At 48.4% G+C, this 20,228-nt stretch carries 19 protein-coding genes; 10 read left to right on the forward strand and 9 right to left on the reverse strand.

Annotated elements, in window-relative coordinates; translation table 11 throughout:
* The 6 genes from GS501_RS06765 to rpmI all read right to left on the reverse strand — a co-directional run.
* A partial coding sequence (locus GS501_RS06765) for a hypothetical protein (RefSeq protein ID WP_160831122.1) occupies positions 1-1,503 on the reverse strand: 1,503 nt, incomplete at its 3' end.
* Positions 1,504-2,004: 501 nt separating this feature from the next.
* Positions 2,005-3,219 carry a lipid-A-disaccharide synthase gene (lpxB, locus tag GS501_RS06770; RefSeq protein WP_160831123.1) on the reverse strand — a complete coding sequence of 405 codons (1,215 nt, stop codon included), beginning with the start codon at positions 3,217-3,219 and terminating at the stop codon, positions 2,005-2,007.
* 39 nt (positions 3,220-3,258) lie between these two features.
* Positions 3,259-5,727 (reverse strand): phenylalanine--tRNA ligase subunit beta, encoded by a 2,469-nt coding sequence (pheT, locus tag GS501_RS06775; RefSeq protein ID WP_160831124.1) that lies wholly within the window; start codon positions 5,725-5,727, stop codon positions 3,259-3,261.
* A gap of 1 nt (position 5,728) precedes the next feature.
* Positions 5,729-6,799, reverse strand: coding sequence for a phenylalanine--tRNA ligase subunit alpha (gene pheS, locus GS501_RS06780; RefSeq protein WP_160831125.1), 1,071 nt, complete (start codon positions 6,797-6,799; stop codon positions 5,729-5,731).
* A 124-nt stretch (positions 6,800-6,923) separates the two neighbouring features.
* Entirely contained in the window at positions 6,924-7,277 is a 354-nt protein-coding gene (gene rplT, locus GS501_RS06785) for a 50S ribosomal protein L20 (protein WP_160831126.1), read from the reverse strand.
* A gap of 14 nt (positions 7,278-7,291) precedes the next feature.
* A complete protein-coding gene (gene rpmI / locus GS501_RS06790; RefSeq protein ID WP_160831127.1) occupies positions 7,292-7,495 on the reverse strand; it encodes a 50S ribosomal protein L35 in 204 nt (67 codons plus the stop codon).
* 334 nt (positions 7,496-7,829) lie between these two features.
* Here rpmI and GS501_RS06795 point away from each other — a divergent pair, with 334 nt between their 5' ends.
* Together GS501_RS06795 and GS501_RS09965 are read left to right on the forward strand one after the other, a co-directional pair.
* Entirely contained in the window at positions 7,830-10,277 is a 2,448-nt protein-coding gene (locus GS501_RS06795) for a membrane-bound PQQ-dependent dehydrogenase, glucose/quinate/shikimate family (protein WP_160831128.1), read from the forward strand.
* A gap of 181 nt (positions 10,278-10,458) precedes the next feature.
* On the forward strand, positions 10,459-10,755 hold the full coding sequence (locus GS501_RS09965) for a hypothetical protein (RefSeq protein WP_237442462.1): 297 nt from the start codon (positions 10,459-10,461) through the stop codon (positions 10,753-10,755).
* Positions 10,756-10,898: 143 nt separating this feature from the next.
* Here GS501_RS09965 and GS501_RS06805 read toward each other — a convergent pair whose 3' ends face one another.
* The 3 genes from GS501_RS06805 to hslV are packed head-to-tail and all read right to left on the reverse strand — an operon-like array spanning position 10,899 to position 13,312.
* Complete coding sequence (locus GS501_RS06805; RefSeq protein ID WP_160831129.1) at positions 10,899-11,348, reverse strand: SufE family protein; 450 nt, start codon at positions 11,346-11,348, stop codon at positions 10,899-10,901.
* Between the two features lie 54 nt (positions 11,349-11,402).
* Positions 11,403-12,728 (reverse strand): ATP-dependent protease ATPase subunit HslU, encoded by a 1,326-nt coding sequence (gene hslU / locus GS501_RS06810; RefSeq protein WP_160831130.1) that lies wholly within the window; start codon positions 12,726-12,728, stop codon positions 11,403-11,405.
* Entirely contained in the window at positions 12,725-13,312 is a 588-nt protein-coding gene (gene hslV / locus GS501_RS06815) for an ATP-dependent protease subunit HslV (RefSeq protein ID WP_160831131.1), read from the reverse strand. Before hslV ends, hslU begins: the two co-directional genes overlap by 4 nt.
* A 251-nt stretch (positions 13,313-13,563) precedes the next feature.
* On the opposite strand from hslV, the gene GS501_RS06820 reads away from it, so the two are divergent.
* The 8 genes from GS501_RS06820 to nadA all read left to right on the forward strand — a co-directional run bounded on the left by GS501_RS06820 (position 13,564) and on the right by nadA (position 20,189).
* Positions 13,564-13,980, forward strand: coding sequence for a hypothetical protein (locus tag GS501_RS06820; protein ID WP_160831132.1), 417 nt, complete (start codon positions 13,564-13,566; stop codon positions 13,978-13,980).
* A gap of 18 nt (positions 13,981-13,998) precedes the next feature.
* A complete protein-coding gene (locus GS501_RS06825; RefSeq protein WP_160831133.1) occupies positions 13,999-14,742 on the forward strand; it encodes an ATP-binding cassette domain-containing protein in 744 nt (247 codons plus the stop codon).
* Positions 14,739-15,629: a hypothetical protein gene (locus tag GS501_RS06830; protein ID WP_160831134.1), complete on the forward strand. Its 891-nt coding sequence runs from the start codon at positions 14,739-14,741 to the stop codon at positions 15,627-15,629. Before GS501_RS06825 ends, GS501_RS06830 begins: the two co-directional genes overlap by 4 nt.
* Positions 15,626-16,255 (forward strand): YdcF family protein, encoded by a 630-nt coding sequence (locus GS501_RS06835; RefSeq protein WP_160831135.1) that lies wholly within the window; start codon positions 15,626-15,628, stop codon positions 16,253-16,255. The genes GS501_RS06830 and GS501_RS06835 overlap by 4 nt, the downstream gene beginning before the upstream one ends.
* 48 nt (positions 16,256-16,303) lie before the next feature.
* Positions 16,304-17,023 (forward strand): lysophospholipid acyltransferase family protein, encoded by a 720-nt coding sequence (locus GS501_RS06840; RefSeq protein ID WP_160831434.1) that lies wholly within the window; start codon positions 16,304-16,306, stop codon positions 17,021-17,023.
* 78 nt (positions 17,024-17,101) lie between these two features.
* Positions 17,102-18,196 (forward strand): hypothetical protein, encoded by a 1,095-nt coding sequence (locus GS501_RS06845; protein ID WP_160831136.1) that lies wholly within the window; start codon positions 17,102-17,104, stop codon positions 18,194-18,196.
* 4 nt (positions 18,197-18,200) lie between these two features.
* Complete coding sequence (locus GS501_RS06850; protein WP_160831137.1) at positions 18,201-19,067, forward strand: NrtR DNA-binding winged helix domain-containing protein; 867 nt, start codon at positions 18,201-18,203, stop codon at positions 19,065-19,067.
* 135 nt (positions 19,068-19,202) lie between these two features.
* Positions 19,203-20,189: a quinolinate synthase NadA gene (gene nadA / locus GS501_RS06855; protein WP_160831138.1), complete on the forward strand. Its 987-nt coding sequence runs from the start codon at positions 19,203-19,205 to the stop codon at positions 20,187-20,189.
* Positions 20,190-20,228: the final 39 nt, after the last annotated feature.

Below are 20,228 nucleotides of genomic sequence, written 5' to 3' on the forward strand. Positions count from 1 at the left end.
ATATTGACGTGCATCTGGCTTCCCTAACTCAAGGCTCTGAAACATCTTATCGACCACTTCATGGCCTTCTAGTCCCTGAGACGCATATTTCCTGATCTCTTCAGGTGTGTTCCCTCGGGCAAGCTCCTCTTGGAAAACACCATATTGACGTGCATCTGGCTTCCCTAACTCAAGGCTCTGGAACATCTTATCGACTACTTCATGGCCCTCCGGCCCCTGAGACGCATATTTCCTGATCTCTTCAGGTGTGTTCCCTCGGGCAAGCTCCTCTTGGAAAACACCATATTGACGTGCATCTGGCTTCCCTAACTCAAGGCTCTGGAACATCTTATCGACTACTTCATGGCCCTCCGGCCCCTGAGACGCATATATTCTTATTTCTGAAGAGCTATCGCCTTGTGCAAGCGCACCTTGAAATACACCATATTGACGATCGTCAGGTTGACCTAAGTCGAGGCTTTTAAACATGTTCTCGACCGCTTCACGGCCTTCTTTGGAAAAAGCAATTTCATGAATTGTTTGTTGGTAAGATTGTCCCGCTTGTATTTCTGAGAATATCTGTTGTTGTTGGGCATCATTAACAAAACCAAGCTTATCTTGAAGTGTATTATGCAACCAACCTTGTAATTCTTTACTGTCAAGTATGCTCCCTTGAGTCTGAGACCAGTTTTGACCATTTGTTAATTTATCTGCAATACTATTCTTTAATGAGTCAGGAGCATCTCCTCCTGTCGCATTATGATAGAGCATATTTATAGAAGTGGTTACTTGAGGGCTGTGAGCAATCATTGCTCGAACATCTGAAAAACTCCCTCCATTTTCCAATATACTAAACATCTTATCTTGTTCGCCATCACTTGGATCACGCCCTAAGATGTCTTGTGTGTCTTGTGTCAGTGATGTTGCCATCACACCATAGGATAGTTGTTGGGTCGAGCCATCTGACGCCTGATAGGTTGCAATATTACCTGTTTGTTTAGAGATGAGATAATCAACTCTATGACGACGATGATGGTGACGCACCGTTTCAAACTCATGCCCATTATAAGAATACCATGAATGTTTTGGCGGGCGGATGGGAAGATCCCATGGATTCCCCCAACCACTATCAGGTGAGGTCATAGGGCTAAAGTTGTTTACTTGGGACTGATTTCCATACTCATCATAATCAAAATTTCCGAAATATAGCGTTGGGCTATCTAACTCCTGTAAGATGTTGTGTTTTTCTAAAATGGCATGAGGAATATTCAACGTATTTAAGAGCGATGTCCCATCGGCTTTAACGGTAAAAGCCATGTCCTCAATAGAATGACCTTGATTATTGCTATTTGGCAATAAAGAAGGATGACTTCCCCCAGTTTTGTTATCCAATGACGTTGCGTCATCAGAAAAACCAGCAGCAGCACTTCTTTGAAAGATCGAATCATGATCTGATTTTAATGATGATGGTGTCGAAATGTTTTTATGGTGTGGGCCGGCAGAAAAAATATGGTTTTCATTCATCAAAACGATTCCTTAACAAATTATTTATGCGAAATATGCCATCCCTTTCTTTGTGGCAACTCTATTTTTAGAGCTTGGCGAATAAACGATATCAAAAGGCAGATTTGGATGCTCCAGTCTAAATCTGTAGGTAAGCTGAATCCCTAGGCTCACTGGTTTTTAGACGCCCCCCAAACTGCCTTTCAATAAGGCGCACTCCTCCCATCAGGCCACCCTAGAACTGAAAGAGTTTTATTTGTTCCTTTTCCGGAACGTACACAACCTCAAAATCCTTGATCTTAATATAGGAGGATTTCAAGTTTTGAACCCACGAACTAGTTTAAACAGCATGGCCTCGGGGTCGCGGTAGTCGATCCCATAACGGCAATGCCATCGCGCTGCTCACATTATCATTTCACTATGAAAATGATATTACCTGAAACTATTCCCGAAAATCGCTCCACCCCTAAACCGATAACGACTTCTAATAAAAATCTCAATTTTGTCACGGAGCCGAGGAGCCTACCTTTCCAACTCTGAGAGAGGGGTATTCATCAAATCCATTACTTCATCAGCAGCAGCATCAGCAGGGGTTCTTTCCCCTGTTGGGGCAAGCTGCCCTAAAACATCCGCAAAAGCAGCACGCTGTGCATCGGCTATCTCTGGGTTTTTCAAAATTTCTGAAACTTTTTCCGCCAATTGCTTCGGCGTGCATTTCTCCTGCAACATTTCAGGCACCACTTCCCGCCCCGCAAGGAGATTTACCATAGCGACATAAGGCACTTTAATCATCCAGCGCGCGATCAAGGCAGAAAGAAGATTCACTTTGTAGGTAACGACCATCGGGACGTTTGCCATCGCCAGTTCTAACGTGGAGGTTCCTGACTTTGTCAATGCGCAACGTGCCGCCCGAAAAGCATCATGCTTATCGTGAATATCCGCCACGATAATGGGATGACAGGGCCATTTCGCCACCATCTTCCTCACTTTTAAGGACATCACAGGCGTTACTGGAATAACCGGACAAATATCTGGAAAATCACGGCGTAACAACTCCACCATTTTCCGGAAAATTGGCAAGAGTTTGGGAACTTCCGAACGTCGACTACCAGGCATAAGAATAATAACGGGACGGTGCCGTTCGATATCATGCCTTACAAAAAAACGTTCTGCATTTCCCTCCATAACCCCCGATTGAAGAACCGGATGGCCAACAAAACGCCCTTCAAATCCACGTTGAGCAAACCATTCGGGCTCAAACGGCAACAGGCATAGGAGGCGATCCCACAAACCTTTATAACGACGCAGCCGTTTTTCTCGCCACGCCCACACTTGTGGTGCAACATAATGCAAGCGCCTTACCCCTAAGGGCTCAATACGTCGCAACAATCTCAGTGAAAATCCGGGGCTATCAATTGTAATGACAATATCAGGCCGCCGTAATTCAATATCCTGAACAGCTTCAATCATCCGCTGAGACAGAAGTTGTAAACGCGGTAATATTTCCACGAACCCCATAACGGATAAATCACTCATGGGGAAAAGGCTCCGGAGGCCGAGGACTTCCATCCTACCGCCTCCAACTCCTGCAAACACCAAGGCAGGATCACGGCGATGCAACGCCTGCATAAGGCGTGCACCAATAATGTCACCGCTCGCCTCCCCTGCAAGAATCCAGATAACACGGCCATGATGATGCAGTGGCACTTGTCCTTGAACAGGAACCATATGCACCATAACGTGTCTCTCCTTCTTCTTGCAGCCTTCTGGCTATGTCTAGCGCCGCAATGTCGCCCCAGTCGCTTTCTTTACAGCCTCTTCAACCGCTTGAGAGAAAGCTTCTAGTTGAACCTCTTTGAGACTCTCACCTTGAGGCTGCAACACCACTTCAATACCCAATGAACGGTATCCTTCAGGAAGACTCCCGCCCTCAAAAATATCGAATAGTCTCACATCCTCAATTAACTTACGATCTACGCCTCGCACAGCCCTAATAACATCCTGAATGGTAACTTCTTTTCCTGCAAGGAAAGCAAAGTCACGCCGCACAGGCTGTAAAGCCGACAAAATAGGTGGTGCTTTACGCTTTGTTTTAGACAGCGGAATATCATCCACCAGTAATTCAAAGATCGCTACACTACCTGTTCGACCGAAATGACGGGCAACACGCGGATGTAACTCACCAAATCGACCAAGAATTTTTTTAGGTCCTTGGCGTAATTGCCCTGACCGACCTGGATGATAATAGGCTGGAGCATCTGCCGTCGTGTTGAGCGAACTCTCCGATATAGAAATACTCTCTAATGCAGCGATTAGATCTGCTTTTGCATCAATCCAACTCGGTTCAATCGCAGCATGCCCAGGAGCTCGCGCCGTTGTCCCACCACGGACTCCAGCCAAAACCAGATGTGCCCCCTTCTGGCCAAAACATGGCCCTAATTCGAAAAAGGAAGCTTCCCCAGCTACGCCAAAACCATGGGCTATATTCCGCTTCAATGCCGACAAAAGATTGATCAACGGCGTTGGACGCAGTTGATTTAAATCCGTAGCAATCGGGTTCAACAAGCGTTCGCTTTCCGTCACATCATCAAACAGAGCGGCGTCCTGATCCGATACAAAGGAGAAGCCAATCGTTTCCATCATACCACGTGACGCGCAAAGACGACGTAATGCTCCATTACGTGCCTGTTGTGGTGTTAAGGCCGCAGCAGGAACCATTGTCGTCTGAGGAAGAGGTACGGCAGGGACGGCATCCAAACCACGAAGACGTAAGATCTCTTCAATGAGATCAACCTCCGCTTCCACATCCGCGACATGAACTGCCGCCATTTCCGCTTGCTCTTTAGAGAGACTCCTTGCCTGATCCAAGCTTTGACCTGACGCAATGTCGTTGCGCCATGACGGCACAGAAAAAACAGCCTTTTCTTCTGTCTGTTCTAGAACCTCAAAGCCTAACTTTTCTAAAGAAGCAACAGCATCACGAGCCGATACCTCAAGCCCACCAAAACTCTTCAGCCGTTCAAAACGCAAACCTGCACGACGCTGCCACTGGGGGACTTGTCCTGCTTCTGTTACCTCTGTTGCGATACCACCACAAAGCTCCAAAATGAGAGCCGTCGCCGCCTCTAATCCCTCTTTGACAAAGGCTGGATCAATCCCACGCTCAAAGCGGTAACGCGCGTCTGTTTGCACACCTAAACGCCGCCCGGTCAGCGCAATTTGTACCGCATCAAAGAAAGCCGATTCCAAGAACACATCTGTTGTCATGTCATCAACAGCACTGTGCTCCCCACCAATAATACCTGCGAGAGATTGCACACCGTTCTCATCAACAATGACCAGATCTTGTGTACCCAACACATAGTCCTGCCCATCAAGAGCACGAAATGTCTCACGCGCCGCATGGGTGAGTGTCAAACATTTCCCCTTAAGCTTCTGTGCATCAAATACATGAAGCGGGCGACCAAGGGCGATCATGAGATAATTCGTCACATCAACGAGCGCGGATTGTGGACGCACACCAACACTCTCTAGGCGGCGTTTAAGCCACGCCGGACTCGGTCCATTTGTCACACCATGGATGAGCGTTCCCGTCACATAGGAGCAAGCTGGATGGTCAATATGCCACTTAATGGAGCTTTCTCCGTGACGTTCGACTTTAGCCGGCACATAGGGCTTTAACGTCCCAATCCCAGCTGCGGCTAAATCCCGTGCTATGCCACGCACACTGAGCGCATCACCTCGATTAGGCGTAATGGCAATATCAATGACAGGATCATCTAGCTTAGCATAACGCACATAGTCAGCCCCAATAGGAGCCTCTTCTGGGAGCTCGGCAATGCCGTTACTTTCTTCCCCTAACCCAAGCTCTTTCAGAGAACACAGCATTCCCCCGCTTGCTTGCCCACGAATTTTCCCAGCTTTGATCGTGATATCACTTCCTGGAATATACGTGCCGGGTGGCGCAAAAATAACATGCAACCCTGAACGCGCATTCGGTGCACCGCACACGACTTGCACATCCTCAAATCCCGTACCCCCATCGACGCGACAAAGCTGTAAACGATCCGCATCTGGATGCCGTGTAGCCTCTTTAATAAGCGCTGTACGCAAACCGGAAAGACGCTTAGAAGGGTCATCGACTCCCTCTACTTCCAGACCAATCCGATTAAGTGTGGCGCATAATTCTTCAAGCGATACAGAAAAATCCAGATAATCCCGCAGCCATGAAAGTGAGAACTTCATATCAGAATCCCTCCGTCAAGGTTGCCGGGGAAAGCGCTGAAAAACCGTAGTGACGTAACCAACGTAAATCACTTTCATAGAAAGAACGTAAATCAGGTATTCCGTTTTTCAGCATCGCTAAACGTTCTACCCCCATCCCAAAGGCAAAACCCTGCCAACGCTGCGGATCCAAACCACAATTGGCCAGTACGCGCGGATGCACCATTCCTGCACCGAGCACTTCAAGCCAATCAGCCCCCGCACCAATCTCTCCACTCGTTTTTGACCAGCCTATGTCAATTTCCATAGAAGGCTCTGTAAAAGGGAAATAGGATGCACGAAATCTTACAGGCAACTCAGGTTTATTAAAGAAAACACGTAAAAATTCGATGAGACACCCTTTGAGATGCCCCAAGGTAATGCCTTCCTCAACGACCAATCCCTCACATTGATGAAACATTGGAGAATGAGTCGCATCATGATCTGCACGATACGTGCGACCAGGCGCGATGATCCGCACAGGGGCGCCATCATCAAGCATCGTACGAATTTGTACCCCTGACGTTTGTGTTCTTAAGACCCGTGCTTCTTCCTTCCCCGCTTCTGGGGGCAAATAAAATGTATCTTGTTCTGTACGCGCAGGATGGTGTGCCGGTGTATTCAATGCTGAGAAATTATGCCACTGCGTTTCAACATCCGGGCCTTCGGCGACACGAAAATTCATCGCAGAAAAAATTGTTGTTATTTCTTCAATCGTACGACTGATAGGATGAATCTTCCCCTGAACTGGTACTGTTGGTGGCTGCGTAACATCAACACGTTCTTGCTGGAGACGTTGTTGAAGGGCCTCTTCCTCAATTTCTTTTCCACGCTCTTCAATCAAGGCCGTAAGCTCATCACGCAAACGATTCAATGATTGCCCACGTTCTTTACGCTCTTGCGGGGAAAAACTACCAAGCTGACGCAATAACGCCGTCAGCTTACCAGAACGCCCTAGAGTACTCACACGAACGGCATCCCACTCTACTTGCGTGTGAGCAGCCGTAAGGGCCGAAAGTGTCTCTCTTTTCAACGTTTCGAGGTCGTTGGCCATACGCTTATCTTCCACCACCAAAAAAGACGGGCCACCCCGCTTTTGCAGGGCAGCCCGCCAGTCATAGGCCTTTCTATACAGTTAATTATAGAAAGGCAGCCAGATACCAGCTGTAAAATTTCTCTTACAGGGCCGCCTGGGCTTTACGTACGATCTCAGCAAAAGCAGCTGCATCATCATAAGCGATAGCAGCAAGCACTTTACGATCGATTTCAATACCAGCCTTATTGAGCCCGTTAATGAAGCGGCTATAGGTCAGGCCATGTTCACGCACAGCGGCACTGATACGTTGAATCCACAAAGAGCGAAATTCGCGCTTCTTGTTGCGACGATCGCGATAAGCGTAACGTAACGCCTTTTCAACGCGCTCTAACGCAATACGGTAATTTGTGGAAGAACGCCCACGATAGCCCTTAGCGAGCTCGAGAACTTTCTTATGACGGGCGTGGGTTGTTGTACCCCGTTTAACACGTGCCATAGTTTCTTAACTCCTTATGACAGCCCGTAGGGTGCCCACTGCTTGACGGTACGCGCATCCATGTCCGTCATTGTCTGAGGACCACGGTTGCTGCGTTTCATCTTTTGAGGGCGATTAATCAGGCCATGGCGCTTGTTACCCGGACCACACGTCACCTTACCGGTCGCGGTGATTTTAAACCGCTTTTTGACCGAAGACTTCGTCTTCATCTTAGGCATTTTGATCTCCTCTATACAAGTAGGCTCCCCAGCAGAACCGAGCAACCCCACGGCCGGGCATGCCTTACTAGAGCCCGGGCGCGTGAATTAGTGGCGTGCTTATAGGGGGTTTCCCTAACAATCTCAAGGACGAATCATCGCCTCACGCCATCATTCCTTAAAAAATCCCTTTGACCCCCACAATCCCTAAATTTCGCGTCATTTTTATGACATAGATCAAAATTGGGACCTATCATAACTTGACCCCATGCCCTATCTCTGTGCTTTAAACAAAGGTGAACCCGTTTTAATCTTTTTTAGTTACGCGCTTTTTAGTCGTAGGTTGAGGTTTCTCATGTCTTCTACATCCCAAACGGGGGGCATTTGGCTAAAATTTGTTGCCGCGGTGGTAGCAATTATTGGCCTTATCCTGGCTGTTGGCGGCATTTGGTCTGTCGTCGATGGAGGCCCCTTTTATTACCTTATAAGCGGTGTTGGTCTTTTTTTGACCGCAGTGCTTCTATTTAAACGAAATCCCACAGGATTAGCACTTTACGCTCTTATCCTGATCGGCACCTTCATTTGGGCATTAAGCTCAGTTGGTTTCGATTTCTGGGCTCTTGTTCCACGACTTGACGTTGTTGTCATCTTGGGGGTCGTACTCCTTCTCCCCATCACCGTTCGTCCACTTTCTGCAAGTCGTGCCGCAACTCTTCCTCTTTATGGAAGCGTTGCTTTAGGTGTTCTACTCTTAGGAACAACCTTCTTTATGGACCCTAGCGATCAGGCCGGCTCATTGCCTACGACGATCGCTAACATGCACCCAGCCAACCCTGAAAATGTACCTGATGAAGAATGGCACGCCTATGGTCGCACCCAAGCGGGTGATCGGTGGTCGCCACTCACACAAATTAATTCCAAAAATGTTAATAAACTTAAGGTTGCTTGGGTCATGCGTACCCACGACCTGCCTCAACCAACCGACCCGGGTGAAGCAACAAACGAAGCGACACCGATTGAGTTTAATGGAACGCTTTATTTCTGCTCAATCCATCAGAAACTTTTTGCTGTTGATGCCGCAACAGGTACAACAAAATGGGTTTTTGATCCAAAAGTCGTTATTAAGCCTAGCTATCAACATCTTACCTGCCGCGGTGTTAGCAAGTTCACAAAACCTGCGAACCCAGTAGACTCCGAAGGTAAAGCTGTTTCTGGTACAGATTGCGCTGACCGAATCATCCTGATGGTTAATGATGGTCGCGTTTTGGAAGTTGATGCGGCTACTGGGCAGCGCTGCCACGCTTTCGGAAACGATGGCGAAGTTGATCTCCGCTTCTCTCATCAGCCTTACACAACCCTTGGTGAATATGAGCCAACATCCCCACCTGTTGTTACGGACAAATATATCATCGTTAACAGCGCGGTCCGTGATAATGGTTCAGTCCACCAACCATCTGGGGCTACACGTGCCTATGACGTCTATACAGGTCGTCTAGCTTGGGTCTTTGATGCTGCAAACCCAGACCCCAATGAGATGCCCAGCGAACAGCATCCTCATTTCCATGCTAACTCTCCTAACTCCTGGATTGTTTCGTCCTACGACAAGAACCTAAATCTAGTTTACATTCCAATGGGTGTTGGAACGCCAGATCAATGGGGTGGTTACCGCTCTAAAGAAGCTGAACGCTTCGTTCCAGGTATTATCGCTCTCAATGCAGATACGGGTAAACTTGTCTGGTTCTTCCAAACAGTTCATCACGATTTATGGGATATGGATGTCCCTTCTCAGCCAAGCTTAGTTGACATCACGCAAAAAGATGGCACCAACGTACCAGCGATCTATATTCCAACAAAAACGGGTGATCTGTTCGTTCTCGACCGCCGCACCGGTAAGCCTATCGTACCTGTGACGGAGAGACCTGTTCCTCAACAACCTGCACCAGGCGACAGAACAAGCCCAACACAACCTTTCTCTGACTTAAGCCTGCGTCCTAAAAAACCGCTAGCTGACAAAGATATGTGGGGTGCTACGATCTTTGATCAGATGGTCTGCACCATCTATTTCCACACCCTTCGCTATGATGGACCATTCACACCACCATCACTGCAGGGCACACTTGTGTTCCCTGGAGACCTCGGCGTATTCGAATGGGGCGGATTGTCTGTCGATCCACAAAGACAGGTCGCTTTCACAAACCCAATTTATCTTCCCTTCGTTTCCCAACTTGTGCCTCGCGGGCCTAAAAACCCACTATGGCCCCAAGAAGAAGCCAAAGGAAAAGGTGGTGAAGCAGGATTGCAACCCAATTATGGTATTCCATATGCCATTAACTTGCATGCGTTCCTAAACCCAGTCCTGACGCCAATTGGGCTTAACCTTCCTTGCCGTAACCCACCTTGGGGTACTGTTGCAGGTATTGATCTGCGCACGAACAAGGTTGTTTGGCAGCACCGTAACGGAACAATCCGTGACGCGATGCATGGTTCCTCTCTCCCAATCCCACTACCTCCTCTTAAAGTCGGGGTACCAAGCTTGGGTGGTTCCATGTCCACGGCAGGTGATGTCGCCTTCCTGACATCAACCATGGATTATTACATCCGTGCCTATGACATCACGACCGGCCACGTTCTTTGGAAAGATCGCCTTCCAGCTGGAGCGCAATCCACACCGATGACGTATTCCGTTAATGGTCACCAATATATCGTCACCTATGCCGGTGGACATGGTTCATTCCTGAGCCGTATGGGCGATTATTTAATCGCTTATAAGCTACCGGATGACGCGATTGCCGATAAAAAGTAAGAACTTCATACTGTTGATGTATCGGACGAGGGGAGGAGCTTAGTGCTCCTCCCCTTTTTTGATCGTTAACAATATATGACAGAGGCTTAACTATTATTTGCCTCTTACATAGTTTAGAGAAGAAAACATCTGCTCCAGAGGCAGAATGAAAGAAGATCATACCTCTCGGAAGGAATTGAGAATGATGTTACGCCGCTTCGCTTTAGCCGCTCTTGCTGTTAGCACCCTGGCAGGGCAAGCAGCTCTTGCACAAGGCCATGCCCATCCTTGCCGTAACGAAAAAGGCCAATTCGCAAAATGCGAGAAGGACCACAAACCTAAGCCTTGCCGTAACGAAAAAGGTCAGTTCGCGAAATGCGATAAAAAAGACGGCATGAAGGCAATGAAAGACATGAAATCTGATATGAAGTCAGACATGCCATTAAAGCCTGATATGCCTGATGCAAAAATGCCTGCAGAGAACCCAGCTGCCAAGTAACAAACAAAGCGTTAACGCGCCTTAATCAAACAAGAAGAAGGAAGCTCGTTATTATTGATGCTTCCTCCCCAACAGAAAAAGCCCTCGCCTTTCCAATGGGCGAGGGCTTTTTTGTAAGAAATTTTACATTACTGGAACAGCGATTATGCCGTTGCTGCTCTCTTTCTAATGGCTTGAGCCATCGCTTCGACACCGTTACCCCGATTTGTCGAGAGCGCCTGCACAAGGCCCAGATCATGCAAGAAAGAGGACTCGGTATCCACAATTTCCTCACGGCTACGCCCAGAATAGACCCTAAGCAACAATGCCACGAGACCTTGAACAATCGCCGCGTCAGAAGCTCCCGAGAAAAACAGCTTTCCATCCTTCTCCGTTGCCTCTAGCCACACCTGACTTTGGCATCCTGGAACGCGATGAGTATCGTCTTGCCATTGAGACGGAAAGGCCGGAATCTTCCGGCCTAACTCGATGATATATTGATAGCGTGCCATCCAGTCATCAAAAAGCGCTAACTCATCGCCTATATTCTCAATCGCTTCCGATGCACGCCCCTCCTCTGGTATGACAAAAGGCGACCCAACATTATCAGACATTTCAAACGACCCCTTATCACTACCATATTGGTCAAAACTCAGACACTTAGTGCATCAGAGAATAAAACGACTCAAGTCTCCCTTATGGGCTAATGGCGCCACCTTTTCATGAACATCCTCAGCAGTAATGCGAATAACTTCCCCAGAACGCTCAGACGCCGTAAAAGAAACTTCCTCAAGTAAACGTTCGATAACAGTCGCCAAACGACGCGCACCAATATTCTCAACACGCTCATTAATCTCCGCACCTAATTCAGCCAAAGCATCAATAGCCGCTTCATCAAACTCTAACAACACGCCTTCTGTTGCCATCAACGCAATATATTGCTTGATCAATGAATGCTCAGGCTCAAGCAGAATGCGGCGCAAATCATCACGCGTTAGACCGGACAGCTCTACCCGAATGGGGAGACGCCCTTGGAGCTCAGGCAGTAAGTCAGACGGTTTCGCTAAGTGGAAAGCTCCCGAAGCAATAAACAAAATATGGTCCGTTTTTACCGCCCCATATCGTGTATTAACCGTCGTCCCCTCAATAAGCGGCAACATATCACGCTGAACACCCTCACGTGAAATATCTCCACCGCGCCCCCCTGGCTCCGATCTCGCGCAAACTTTGTCGATTTCGTCCAGGAAAACGATACCGTGCTGCTCCGTATAGCGCACAGCTTCTCGCGCCAAAGCGTCTTCATCCAACAATTGGTCCGCTTCTTCACGAATCAAATGCTCACGCGCATGGGCAATGGTCATTTTCTTCCGGGAAGGTTCGCGTCCCATCGCTCCACGCATGATCTCTCCCAGATTAATCACCTGCCCAGGAAGAATTGGTGGAAATTCGCCGCTACTACCTGCCCCAGATGGGGATGACGCATCAGGCATCACCTCAATCTCAATTTCTTTATTTTCTAAAGCACCATCACGCAGCAATTTACGGAAACGTGACCGCTCATCCGCTGTTGCTTCTTTACCAACCAAAGAATCTAACAACCGCTCTTCTGCAGCCTCCTCTGCTTGAGGTTTAAATTCTTTACGTTTTTGATCACGCAGCATCGTCCGCGCAGCATCAACAAGATCTCGAATGATGCTATCAACGTCTCGGCCTACATAGCCAACTTCCGTGAATTTTGTTGCTTCAACCTTTAAAAAAGGTGCATTGGCCAGACGTGCTAAACGCCGCGCTATTTCCGTCTTACCGCACCCCGTTGGGCCAATCATTAAAATATTTTTGGGGACAACTTCTTCACGCAGCCCTTCAGGCAACTGGGCTCGCCGCCAACGGTTCCTCAGCGCGATCGCCACAGCCCGCTTTGCGTCATTCTGCCCGACAATAAAACGATCCAGCTCGCTCACAATCTGCCGGGGCGCAAATTCAACAGCACTCATGAACGCCTCACTTCTTCATCACCTAAAATTTCAAGCCGAACAGAATGATTCGTATAAACGCAAATATCACCAGCAATCTTCATGGCCCGGCGCGCAATATCCGCGGCAGTCAGCCCTTCAATATCCAGTAAAGCGCGCGCGGCAGAAAGGGCAAAATTCCCTCCTGACCCAATAGCAATTAACCCATCTTCAGGCTCTAAAACATCACCATTCCCAGTCAGCGTGAAAGAACGATGTTCATCCGCAACAGCCATCATGGCCTCTAGACGACGAAGATACCGATCCGTCCGCCAATCTTTTGCCAGCTCAACACAGGCGCGTTCCAATTGCCCAGGATAACGCTCTAACTTGCCTTCCAAACGCTCCAACAACGTAAATGCGTCCGCAGTCGCGCCCGCAAAGCCTGCTAGGATCTTCCCGCCAGGACCAATACGCCTGACTTTCCGAGCATTCCCTTTGATAATAGTCGAGCCGAGGCTCACTTGCCCGTCCCCTGCCATTGCCACTTGTGAGCCGCGACGCACACATAAGATGGTCGTGCCACGCCAGCCGACCGGATCATGCGAAACAGTTTGATTCATCATACCTCTCCAAATTGGGCGACTGATAAGAGAAGACAAGGCCCCACAGAAGAAGGCTCTTTATTTTCTCTCTATGGAAATATGATTAACGAGTGAAAACGATTACTATCCTACTGAGATATAGTAACCAGAAAGACATGCCCGCGACATAATGCTATATAAGAGGCTCGTATTAACGAACGTCTTCCTCTACATACAGCTAATCTTTCGCTATAGAGCACTAAAGTTCCCTTACGAATGGATGACTACCCATCATGAACCAGAACACTCCCCATCATGCTGATGAACGCATGGTAACAGAAAGAAAACACTCCCACGTTTCTCGGTCTTATCTTCCCTTCGTCTGGGAAGGATGCTGGGTAGTCTCCCATTTTGCATGTTGCTTTCTGCTACAAATCGCTGAGCTTTTTGCCCCCTTCTTCCTCATCGTAGGTATTGGTTGGTCCTTAGTCCCACATATTATCGGCTTAGCAAGCGAAAGCATGGATGCCGCTACACATGACCCACAAACACGCAATCTCATTGACCATATAACGCATTCATTTCCAACCCAGCTCACATTCTCTGGCCATGTCTTCACACCGCATAGCTTAATCGTCGATGGGTTTTTTCTCATGGCGCTTGCCGCTGCTGCCGCAACACTTTCAACGTGGATCGGCCGTCGCCTCTAATTTCTTTTCCGGCATGATATGACCATGATCAATCTGCATGATCTCTCTCTTCCTGTCGCCCCTCATCACCATGTAGGAACGGAGCAACGTGTTTCTTTGACCTTACAAAGAGGCGCTTTATGCTGGATCGTCGGTTCCAGTGGCAGTGGAAAGACGGCTTTACTAGAAACACTAGCGCTCCAACGCCCCTTCAAAGGCGTATTCCGCCTTTTTGATCAAGATATCACGCCGCGAACCTCGTCTCGTACTCTTACATCGCTTCGGCAACGTATAGGATTTCTCGAAGAGAACCCCCTCTTCTGCGATACGCTGACCGTTTGTGAAAATATTGCGCTTCCGCTCGAAATTAATGGGGTGAAACGCAGCGAATATTTACGTGAAACATCAACAATTCTCAGCTGGTTCCAACTCGATCTCTATGCAGATCGCCTCCCAGCGTCTCTCCCACTCCTTGTCCGTTGGCAGCTCGCTTGCACACGCACATTAATCAGACGACCACCCCTTCTCCTTATTGAGGCATCGCCTCTCATAAGCTTACCGGATTTTCGTGTACGCTTATTCTCTGTTTTAAATGACCTTGCTCAGTCGGGAAGCACCATTCTTTTAACAACGAATGATGACTCTATATGCTCAGACCCCCCCGCCTCTATACTTCATCTACCCTCCAACACCCCTTCAAAGCGTGACTCTGAAAGAGACACTCTTTCGCCCAATCTCTCTGCACCTTACTCCGACCAACGACGCGAACCTCGGTTATCATGAGACATTCCTCTCTCATTACACGTAGTCTTCCCTCGCTTCGCTATGGATGGTTCGCCATCTGTGCCGCCCTAAGCACTCTTTGGCTTGGTTTGGGATTCGCTGCCCTATGGGGAGGGCAAACACTCAGTGCAAGCTGGGAACAACGGCTTGATCATACTACGTTCATTACCGTTCCTACTCTTGATGGACGTTCAACCTCCAATGAACATATCGCCACCATCATGCGTGCTGTAAGCCAACTACCCGGTAGTGATCACGTCCATTTTCTGAGTAAAGCCGAAATCAACACCCTCCTCGCACATTGGAGTGCAACACCGTGGCCTGATCCCGTACCGGCCATCATAACACTCCATTACAATGGTGATTATCGTGTTTTAGAGAACGCGGTACACCATCTCGATACGAACACGCTCATCCTCCCACCCAATCCACAGAGCGAAACACTCCAACCCTTATTAGCCGTATTAAAAAGGGGCTCATCTCTTATTGCTGGGCTCTGTTTTATGTCAGGTATTCTTTCTAACCTTGGAGCTTTATTTTTATCACTCAATACGCTCTCTTTACGCCAAGACAAAAATCTCTCTCTTCTTGAAAAGCTTGGCTACCCTCTATCAAAATTTTATCGTTCTCGTGCAATATATTTTGGTGGGGCAGCACTTGCTGGAGGTCTCGTCGGTCTGGGCATTCTCTTCACGTTACTGACCTCTATATCATCCCTAGTAAGACCTTTTCTGCACCTCACAACACAATCACAGACCTGGCTCACATCCACTTCTATCACCCCATTGCATATTATGGTGCTGCTCTTCCTCCCCTTCTTACAGGGAATAATAAGTGCGCTTATCAGCCATCGTCGGCTTTTACAGGCGACACGATCCTCCTTATGAAGGCCCTATCTCACATTTCCCGCTATCTTATAAAAATCGGCGCCATTCTTTTCATTATCATCGGGCCGGGCGGCTTTCTCTGGTTTTGCTCTGATACCCTCCTAAAATCGACACCACAGCCCGATAGCCTCCCTACCGAATGTGACGGTATTGTTGCCTTAACAGGCGGTAAAGATCGTATCACGACGTCTCTATACCTCCTGGAAAAACATCCCTCTCTGCAGCTCCTAATCTCAGGTGTTGCACCTCATGCCCAACTCAACCAAATTGTCGACCTGCGGGCGCACCCCATCTCACCACAATTATTGCCTCACATTACATTAGGCCGCCGTGCCATTAGCACGGTTGGCAATGCGCGTGAAACGGCCGATTGGGCACATCATTACCAACTTTCTCATCTTACAATCGTTACGGCGGATTATCATATGAGGCGTGCAATGATCGAATTTCATGAGCTTGCACCAGGGATTCAGCTCTTCCCCTATCCCGTCAAACCTGAAGATACGACATCCCTATGGCACCGCCACACATGGCGGATCCTCGCACGTGAATATATTAAACTACTCGGTGCTTTTCTTCGTTCTGTCATCCACGCCCCTCAACGCCCTTATGACCTTAGCCCATAAAAAATCGCTTGCTTGGAAACAGTATTTTAGGTCATGCACTGAACTATGATGAGCTTAATACGCGGTACTCTCTTTAACATTTATCTTATCATTCTCACTCTCATTATGGGGATCATTGCTTTTCCCATACGCTTGATGAAGAAACATGACTTAGCCCTTCGCTATGCTCAATTATGGTCACACGCTGTCTTATGGGGCCTCCAACATCTCTGCAGCATACGTATTACCATCACAGGAAAAGAGAATATCCCTGCTGGGCCTGTTTTGATCGCCTCTCAGCATCAATCATTTTTCGATGGCTTTGTCTGGATGAATACCGTGCCTCTTCCAGCTTATGTCATCAAACAAGAGCTCACCAAAATTCCCCTCGTTGGCCCCATGTTACTCCTAAGCGGCATGATCCCTATAAATCGACAAGGTGGATCTCAAGCCCTTCGTAAGATGATGGACACCGTCGCTCATGCGCAAACAATGGGCCGTCAAATTATTCTTTTCCCCGAGGGCACACGTGTTCGTCCGGGGGAACGCGTGCCACTTCAAAATGGTATCATCGCGCTTACCCGACAGGCCAAAGCACCTATTATTCCTGTCGCAACAAATTCTGGCCTTTTCTGGCCACGCTCTCCTTGGCGTAAATATCCAGGGTCTCTTATCGTCGCGATCGGTAACCCTTTACCTCCAATGAAAGGCCGTGATCTCATCCCGGCTCTTGAAAAAGCGTGGGATGATTTGTCTAACGCCCATCATTTACCACGCGAGACCCCATAAAATATCCCTATCTACTCCATTCTGATAACATATTAGAGCCGCTCACGCTCTCTCACGCGCCACATTTAAGGAAGCCAGATGCTGCGAAAATACCTCATCCGGTCCGTAGCGATAGGCACTCTCGTCAGCTCCCTACTGCTTCTCGTCTCTTTATGGATCTATTACCGCTCCACGCTTCTCCTTGCACACCAGCTCGTCTCATTCCAGCAATCCAGTGCTGCTTATGGTGTGGAGCTTTCTTTCTCAACAACACAACGCAAAGGCTGGCCTTGGGGAGCTGAATTATACAGCGTTATGCCCAAGCTCCTCTACCACCATGACAACATCCAAATTGGTGGTGTTTCATCCTCTGTTAAGTTAGGGGGCACATGGTGGACGTGGCTGTGGTATGGCCTCCACAACACGATGCCACCTATTCATTTCCCCAATCCACTCATCATTAGAATTCTGCAAGATGATCACATTATAACGTTACATCTGAATGATCTGACACTTTCACCTTCAGCGATAACCACCAAAAATGCATTTTTCTCACTAACATTCCACAGCAGTGATATCGCGCTCTCTTATAATGGCAGCCCCTACCCACTACACCTCGCCCCGATAGAGGGAACGCTGTTTGTTAATCCCTCTGCCAACCCTCATGAAAGCCGTATAGGCCTACAACTCACTATAGGGCTTGCCACCCTACAAAAGGCTTCTTTCCCTTTGAATCTGCCACTGCATAATGTCCATATGGCTCTCTCTCTTGCTGGAGCAAATACGCCACTCTCTGTTTCCTTGAAACAAGGTATTCCTCTTCACATCCACGATATCAGCATTGATATTCCTTTCACGGCACAACCTAACGGAAACCTTCCTCGTTTTCCGCCTACGCACATTTCTCTCAGTGGGACATTGAATCTACCCAACGGGAATGGTCTTCTTTTTCTTCAATTCACACATTGGCGCCTGGGGCTTTACAGCGCTCTTGATCTGCCCATTTTCCAGCAACGCCTTGCTCCAAATATTCTCGCAAGTTTAAAACGCTACCTTGTGCCATCTCCTAATGACGATACGTTAGAAGAACATCCCATAACGCTCAGCGTCCCTCTTGCCCAATGGCATTTGTCTGGACTACCTCCTGAGAAAGTTCGCGCCCTGTATCAAATGCTCCTCCACTCGCCCAAATAACCCAATGACTCAAAAACAACTCTGTGAAATTGATCTTCTCACCGTTGTCATCACCTTAGGGCCTCTCGCCCCCCATATCCTTACTGTTAACCAAGGACAGGAACTCCCATCTGGTCCGCTCACCATCAGTCATCGTTCTCTGCAAAAAGGGCTCCATCAATGGGCAGAACGCCATACAGGCTGCGCAATTGGACATATGGAGCAGCTCTACACATTCACTGATCACACCCAAAAAGCATCTCAACGTCAGCTTATCCGTATTTCGTACCTTGCTCTCGCCAGAGTGCTTGACCCTGCACTGCATGACGCCCATTCCCTTTATGATTATTTCCCCTGGGAGGATCGCCGTTCAAGCCATAACGCCTCACTTCTCGAGCGCTTCCGCCACGAGATTACACTCTGGGCACGCAGCAACTCGGAACGTATGGGACGTGTAGCATCAGCCTTCGGACTCCATGATCTTCCATGGGATGATGAAAAAGTGCTGGACCGTTATGAACTTCTTTGGGAGGCTGGACTTGTATCACGCGCTTCTTCAGATACCGTGACGGCAACGACTCTCTATGATAACCGACGCATTCTCGCGACGGCACTCTCTCGTTTGCGTGCCAAAATTCGCTATACCCCCATTGTTTTTGACTTATTGCCAGAAGCCTTCACTCTTTTGCAGCTCCAACAAGCGATGGAGAATCTTTCTGGCCGTCCAATGCATAAACCCAATTTCAGACGCCTCGTCCTTCACCAAAATCTTGTAGAAGAAACGGGAGCCCGTGATGCAACGGCGCCTGGCCGCCCAGCGAAACTCTACCGCTTTCGCCCTTCAGCCGCGACATCCTGCTATCTCAGTGGGGCCATGCTTCCGCTGAGTTAAGACAGTTCAGCAGTCACCTCCATAAACTCACTGAACGTTACATTCCTTTTAAGAAGAATAGTGCAGAAAGCTCTTCCTCTTTTCATTCTTTTATGCTCACTATGAGTATAAAAGAAACTGTAAGGATTTTCGGACATGTTGCAGGATACTGCGGCCCTTCCTTCTCGCGATGATCTCTATCGTCCTGTTAAATCTCTCATGGCACGGGAAGATTGGGATGCTCTTTTTGCGGATGACATTGCCGCTATCATGGAGCTGAAACGTCAGCGCGATGCCGTAATTCTTGCTCATAATTACCAAACACCCGAAATTTTTCATTGCGTTGCAGATATCCGTGGCGACAGTCTCGCCCTCGCACGGGCCGCTCAAGACATTAAGCAAAAAGTCGTCATTATGGCGGGTGTACATTTCATGGCAGAAACCGTGAAAATGCTTAATCCGGAGAAAACTGTTCTCATCCCTGATGATCAAGCAGGCTGCTCTCTTGCAGAAGGGATCACCGCTGAAAATGTACGGACGCTAAAAGCGCAACATCCCGGCGTCCCTGTCGTGACCTACGTCAATAGCTCTGCTGCGGTAAAAGCGGAGACTGACATATGCTGCACCTCCGGAAACGCACGCCGTGTGGTTGAAAGCCTCGGGGTTCCAGAAGTGATCATGATCCCCGATGAATTTTTGGCACGTAATATTGAAAACGAAACGGGCATTAAAATGCATACCTGGTCAGCACGCTGTGAGGTGCATGAGCTCTTTACCCCTCAAGAAATTCGCCAATACAGACGGTTACAGGGACCACTCAGCGTCATCGCTCACCCTGAATGCTCCCCCGATGTCGTCGCCGCGGCGGACCACGCCGGTTCAACAGCCAGCATGATCAATTACATTGAGGACAATAAACCTGAGAAAGTTATGCTCATTACAGAATGTTCCATGAGCGACAATCTTTCCGCCATGTATCCTGAGACGCATTTTGTTCGTCCCTGCAACCTTTGCCCGCATATGAAACGAATCACATTAAAGAATATTCGCCAGGCACTCGAAACGATGAGTACGGAAGTTCTCATCCCTGATGCACTACAAGCACCAGCTCGCCTCGCTGTGGAGCGTATGCTGGCAATTTAACGCATTCTGCTGGGAGAAAACATCTTCTTCCACAATCTC

It is taken from the genome of Saccharibacter sp. 17.LH.SD, from assembly GCF_009834805.1.
Taxonomy (GTDB): Bacteria; Pseudomonadota; Alphaproteobacteria; order Acetobacterales; family Acetobacteraceae; genus Saccharibacter.